Source organism: Serratia sp. T13T92, from assembly GCF_047530105.1.
GTDB lineage: Bacteria > Pseudomonadota > Gammaproteobacteria > Enterobacterales > Enterobacteriaceae > Chania > Chania fonticola.
Map to the genome: position 1 here is coordinate 1 of NZ_JBLJAK010000085.1, position 5,728 is coordinate 5,728.

The 5,728-nt window shown below is 50.3% G+C and carries 5 protein-coding genes, 4 tRNA genes and 1 other RNA gene; 8 read left to right on the top strand and 2 right to left on the bottom strand.

Features of this window, described 5'->3' with window-relative positions; genetic code table 11:
- Positions 1-591: 591 nt before the first annotated feature.
- A complete protein-coding gene (murB, locus tag ACMV5I_RS28875; protein ID WP_202673389.1) occupies positions 592-1,629 on the top strand; it encodes a UDP-N-acetylmuramate dehydrogenase in 1,038 nt (345 codons plus the stop codon).
- Positions 1,626-2,588, top strand: a complete 963-nt coding sequence (birA, locus tag ACMV5I_RS28880; RefSeq protein WP_121608046.1) for a bifunctional biotin--[acetyl-CoA-carboxylase] ligase/biotin operon repressor BirA — start codon at positions 1,626-1,628, stop codon at positions 2,586-2,588. The genes murB and birA overlap by 4 nt, the downstream gene beginning before the upstream one ends.
- A 41-nt stretch (positions 2,589-2,629) precedes the next feature.
- Here birA and coaA read toward each other — a convergent pair whose 3' ends face one another.
- Both coaA and ACMV5I_RS28890 read right to left on the bottom strand, forming a co-directional pair.
- On the bottom strand, positions 2,630-3,580 hold the full coding sequence (gene coaA / locus ACMV5I_RS28885; RefSeq protein WP_021808140.1) for a type I pantothenate kinase: 951 nt from the start codon (positions 3,578-3,580) through the stop codon (positions 2,630-2,632).
- 220 nt (positions 3,581-3,800) lie between these two features.
- On the bottom strand, positions 3,801-4,349 hold the full coding sequence (locus ACMV5I_RS28890) for a GNAT family N-acetyltransferase (protein ID WP_260516088.1): 549 nt from the start codon (positions 4,347-4,349) through the stop codon (positions 3,801-3,803).
- A gap of 393 nt (positions 4,350-4,742) precedes the next feature.
- On the opposite strand from ACMV5I_RS28890, the gene ACMV5I_RS28895 reads away from it, so the two are divergent.
- From ACMV5I_RS28895 to ACMV5I_RS28920, 6 genes are all read left to right on the top strand, one after another.
- Positions 4,743-4,818 (top strand) — tRNA-Thr (locus ACMV5I_RS28895).
- A 25-nt stretch (positions 4,819-4,843) separates the two neighbouring features.
- Positions 4,844-4,928, top strand: a tRNA-Tyr gene (locus tag ACMV5I_RS28900).
- 44 nt (positions 4,929-4,972) lie between these two features.
- A non-coding RNA gene (locus ACMV5I_RS28905) (RtT sRNA) lies at positions 4,973-5,122 on the top strand.
- Positions 5,123-5,162: 40 nt separating this feature from the next.
- A tRNA-Gly gene (locus tag ACMV5I_RS28910) sits at positions 5,163-5,237 on the top strand.
- Positions 5,238-5,243: 6 nt separating this feature from the next.
- Positions 5,244-5,319, top strand: a tRNA-Thr gene (locus tag ACMV5I_RS28915).
- 111 nt (positions 5,320-5,430) lie between these two features.
- Positions 5,431-5,728, top strand: a 298-nt coding sequence (locus ACMV5I_RS28920; RefSeq protein WP_233169678.1) for a GTP-binding protein, incomplete at its 3' end; no start/stop codon positions are given.

Sequence of the window (5,728 nt, forward strand, 5' to 3'; positions counted from 1 at the left end):
AACAGGAAATAACAGTGAAAACCCCTCACCCCAGCCCTCTCCCAGAGTACCCACCGAGAACATCCTGAACCCCCGTGTGAGGGAGAGGGAGCTGTCCGGCATCGTGGGTGAGCCTGTGCGGCTTCGGCAAGTCGGAACCTTTGATTAGCCTGTACTGCTTCAGAACGTTGGGAGCAAGAAGAAAGATGGGGTATTGCGCAGGAATATCAGCGGACTCGATCGGTTCCCTCTCCCTATGGGAGAGGGTGAGGGGTCATTACTCGGCTATCCCGAATTATCTCCGCATTGGTAAATGATTAAATATAACCGGGTTCCCACCTGGAAATATTCATGAAATTTTTAGTTCCACACCCGCCTGGCTAATTCATACATATCATTAATGCCTATAGCCTTTATATAACTCAGACTTGTGCTTGAATCGAGATAATGGAATTATCATATTATTATGATTTACAAGGATATTTTTAATGTCCGATGAAGTCAGCGGTTATTAGCTAACAAGAAATTACAAGTGAATAAAAACAAATAATAGCCATGCGCGGTGGATCGAGTAGACTAGATGATAATTTGTTCCGTCAGAGTATTTAAATCATGTCTACTGAAAGCGCGTCTTTAAAAAATCACAATACTTTTGCGCTCCCGGTCAACGCAGCGCATTTAGTCATTGCTGAAGAAATTGAAATGATGATTAAAGCCTGGCAGCAAGCGCAAAAGCGCCAAGAGCCACTGCTGGTACTCGGTGAAGGGAGCAACGTCCTGTTCCTGGAGGATTTTGCCGGTACGGTCATGATTAACCAGTTAAAAGGTATCACCGTCAGGGAAGAGCAGGACGCCTGGCATCTGCATGTTAGCGCCGGGGAGAATTGGCACCATCTGGTTAGCCAGATGCTCGAGCGTGGCATCCCCGGGCTGGAAAATCTGGCATTGATCCCGGGGTTGGTCGGTTCGGCTCCGATCCAGAATATCGGGGCGTACGGTATTGAGCTCAAACAGGTCTGTGAGTATGTCGATCTGCTGAACCTGACTACGGGTGAAATCGATCGCATGGATCCTGAACGCTGCCAATTTGGTTACCGGGAAAGCGTTTTTAAGCATGAACTTAAGCAAGGCTTCGTGATTGTGGGCGTTGGTTTACGGCTTAGCAAACAGTGGAGCCCGTTGCTGAACTACGGCGACCTTACCAAGCTGGATCCCAAGACGGTAACGCCGCAGCAGGTATTTGACGCGGTATGCGCCATGCGGCGCAGCAAGCTGCCAGATCCACGTATTACCGGTAATGCAGGTAGCTTCTTTAAAAACCCGCTGGTGAGCGGGGAAGCCGCTAAAACGTTATTAGCCCAGTATCCTGCAATGCCACATTATCCGCAGCCGGACGGGCAAGAAAAGTTGGCTGCCGGTTGGCTGATCGATCAGTGTTCACTCAAGGGGCATCAGATCGGTGGCGCAGCGGTGCACCGTCAGCAGGCCTTGGTATTGGTAAATGTCGATAATGCCAGCAGCCAGGATGTGGTGGCACTGGCCAGGCACGTGCGCAATACGGTAGCGCAGAAATTCGATGTCTGGTTAGAACCGGAGGTACGTTTTATGGGGGCCACTGGTGAGCAGGATGCCGTAGAGGTCATTTCATGAGAGACACCACAGTTCCACTGAAGATCATCTCCCTACTGGCGGACGGCGAGTTCCACTCTGGCGAACATTTGGGTGAGTCATTGGGAATGAGCCGCGCAGCGATTAACAAGCATATTCAGACCATCCGGGAGTGGGGTTTGGATGTGTTCACGGTTCCGGGGAAAGGCTATAGCCTACCTGCGGTGATCAACTTGCTGGACGCTGAGCGTATTCTTGGCTTACTGGAAGACAAGCGTGTCACGGTGTTGCCCGTGGTTGATTCAACCAACCAGTATCTGTTGGACAGGCTTGCAGAACTGACTTCCGGTGATGCCTGTATAGCCGAGTATCAGCAGGCAGGACGTGGGCGGCGTGGGCGTCAGTGGATTTCACCCTTCGGAGCTAACCTATATTTATCCATGTTCTGGCGTCTTGAACAAGGGCCTGCGGCCGCGATGGGGTTAAGCCTGGTTATTGGCATTGTGATGGCAGAAGTGTTGCAGCGTCTCGGTGCAGAACAGGTCCGTGTGAAGTGGCCAAATGATTTATACCTTAACGATCGCAAGTTGGCCGGTATTCTGGTTGAGCTGACTGGTAAAACCGGGGATGCAGCCCAGTTGGTGCTCGGAGCGGGTATCAACATGGCGATGCGCGAAACCAACGCCAGTCAGATTGATCAGCGCTGGATCAACCTACAGGAAGCCGGGATCACTATCGATCGTAATGAATTGGCCGCCAAATTGCTTAATGAGCTACGCAATTCATTACGGCAATTTGAAATAGACGGGTTAGCTCCCTTTATTTCACGTTGGCGTAAATTAGATAACTTTATCGATCGCCCGGTTAAGCTATTAATTGGTGAACAACAGATTTTCGGTATTGCCCGCGGTATTGATCAGCAAGGTGCATTGCTGCTTGAGCAGGAAGGGGTAATAAAACCCTTTATTGGTGGTGAGATATCTTTGCGGAGTGCTGAATAAGCTAAAATAAGAGAGGCCATTGGCCTCTCTTACGCTATCGATTATTTCCGTAACCGTACACTTTCCACAGCGTGATTGGCACTCTTAGTCATAATCAAGCTGGCTCTTTCGCGAGTCGGTAAGATATTCTGCTGTAAATTCAATCCATTAATCTCATTCCACAGCTGAGTGGCGATGTTGATCGCCTCCGTTTCCGGCAACTGCGCATAGCTATGGAAATAGGAGTCTGGGTTAGAGAACGCACCCTGACGGAATTTCAGGAAGCGGTTGATATACCAGCTTTGCAATAGATCGCCAGGGGCATCAACATAGATTGAGAAATCAACAAAGTCGGAAACAAATACCCGGTGAGGATCGTGTGGATAGTCCATACCGCTTTGCAAAACATTCAATCCTTCCAGGATCAGAATATCAGGCTGTTCGATAACTTTATTGCCTTCAGGCACGACGTCATAGATAAGGTGAGAGTATACCGGCGCAGTAACACGTTTGGCACCGGATTTAACTTCCGAAACGAATTTCACCAGGCTATGCATATCGTAGGATTGCGGGAATCCTTTTTTCTTCATCAGGCCGCGCTCGTTCAGCACCTTGTTCGGGTGCAGAAAGCCGTCTGTGGTGATCAGCTCCACGCTACGATGTTCAGGCCAGCGGCTCAACAACGCCTGCAATAAACGCGCTGTGGTACTTTTACCCACGGCTACGCTGCCAGCAATGCCGATCACATAAGGAATGCGTTGACCATCAGTGCCAAGGAATTGCTCCAGAACTGCCTGGCGACGCAGGTTAGAACTGATATAGAAGTTCAGCAACCGTGAGAGCGGCAAGTAGATCTGTGCGACTTCTTCCAAGGAGAGATCTTCGTTAATCCCTTTGAGTTTAACAATCTCTTCTTCTGACAGCGTCAGCGGCACCGAATCCCGTAACGCGGCCCACTGGCTGCGATCGAACTGAAGGTAAGGCGTCGCTAAAGATTGATCTCTTTTTATCATAAGCCAAATTCTGCCTGTTAACGCAGGTTGGGAAAGGCGCTGGACGCCAACTCCAGATAATAATCAAACTGCATATTATAGACAGCTGGCTTTTAGGCGTAGACTTTTTTCGCAATTGTGGTCGATTAGTGGCAGTTTTTACCAATAGTGCGAACAGGCACGCAATTGAGAAAGGGCCTGTTGCAATGCGGTATCACTGGGCAATGATACCGTTTTCAGGTCAGTTGGCGGCGGCGCGAGAGGGTTGCTGAACGGCAAACAGCCGCTTGTAGTAAATCGCCGTAGGATGGTAATACCCGTCGGGAGCCGCGGCGTAATCGGGTATCTCCCCGAGGCAACGATAGCCCAACGAGCGATACAGCCCTTCGGCTGCAGAACCGGCCTGAGTGTCCAGATAAAGCAGGCCACGGCGGATCTCAAGCGCCATTTTTTCTAGCGATTTCATCAACGCCTGCCCAACGCCATTGCGGCGGGCGCGGCTGTGCACCAGCAGTTTTTGTACTTCGGCCCGGTTGCGGCCGTTCGGCTTTTGACACAGGGCGAGTTGGACTGTGCCAATGACGCCGCTTTCGTCTCTGGCAATCCACAATAACAACTCTCCTTTGGCCAAAGCAGGGCGTAGGCTATGGAAGTAGCTCTCGGCATCTTCGTGGGGAATTTGCGTGTCGTAACCTACTGAAGCCCCGTGAGTGACCGCATCGGTGAGCAACTGCGCCAGCTCGGCGCGGTAAATGGGAAGCGTTGCCGCATTGATCAGGACAATTTTCATCGGTCATACCTCCTGGCTATTAGGGATAATGATGATAAGCAATAAGCGCGCCAATGCGGCTAACCTGTGCGGGTGCAGCCAGTCCAGGGACGAAAGCGGTATATAAGCACCATCAGAGAGCACCGTCCTCTTTGTTGCGCACCATCCCGATCGCGGCTTTCAACCGATAGGCTATCTTTGATTGAGCGATACGGAAAAGTGCAGGGAAAGCCTCAGCAGGGTAGGTCTAAAATAGTTTAGATTAATGCCCATAATTGATGAAATTTTGCGCCTCAACGGTAAAAAATTGCGAGCCGGATGCAGAAATCGGCTGATTTATGAGCGATAGGGCTTAGATCGCAATTTTTTTGTTGCATAGCCCGTCAGCTCTACCTAGAATGCGCTGCACTTGATGCCGGCTTAGCTCAGTAGGTAGAGCAACTGACTTGTAATCAGTAGGTCACCAGTTCGATTCCGGTAGCCGGCACCATTCAAGTATAAAGTAGTTAAAATCTGGTGGGGTTCCCGAGCGGCCAAAGGGAGCAGACTGTAAATCTGCCGTCACAGACTTCGAAGGTTCGAATCCTTCCCCCACCACCATTTTAGACCCGAGGCACTGGGTCACACCGAGCGGAATCATTAAGATGAGCATCGTTCGGGGAAGGTAAGAACCTTATAACAAGGTTCAAGTCTCACAAAGTGAGACAATGCCTTCAAACAGTTCGCGCCGCGTAACGGAAGTTGCTGGCACGAAGGGTGAAGAGTTAAGCGACGAACAATCCTTCTCTCCACCTTTAAAGTCTACAGAAAAGTCAGGTAGCCGAGTTCCAGGATGCGGGCATCGTATAATGGCTATTACCTCAGCCTTCCAAGCTGATGATGTGGGTTCGATTCCCACTGCCCGCTCCAAGATGTGCTGATATAGCTCAGTTGGTAGAGCGCACCCTTGGTAAGGGTGAGGTCGGCAGTTCGAATCTGCCTATCAGCACCACTTCTTAATTTCTCGCCCCCTGATTTTCTTTCTGTTTCCTGAATTCAACAAGCAAATGCTTGGTTGATGTGGTGATACCACCGATTTATCCGTGTCTTAGAGGGACAATCGATGTCTAAAGAAAAATTTGAACGTTCAAAACCGCACGTTAACGTCGGTACTATCGGCCACGTTGACCACGGCAAAACTACCCTGACTGCTGCAATCACTACCGTTCTGGCTAAAACCTACGGTGGTTCTGCACGTGCTTTTGACCAGATCGATAACGCGCCAGAAGAGAAGGCTCGTGGTATCACCATCAACACTTCTCACGTTGAATATGACACCCCGACTCGTCACTACGCGCACGTTGACTGCCCAGGGCACGCCGACTACGTGAAAAACATGATCACCGGTGCTGCTCAGATGG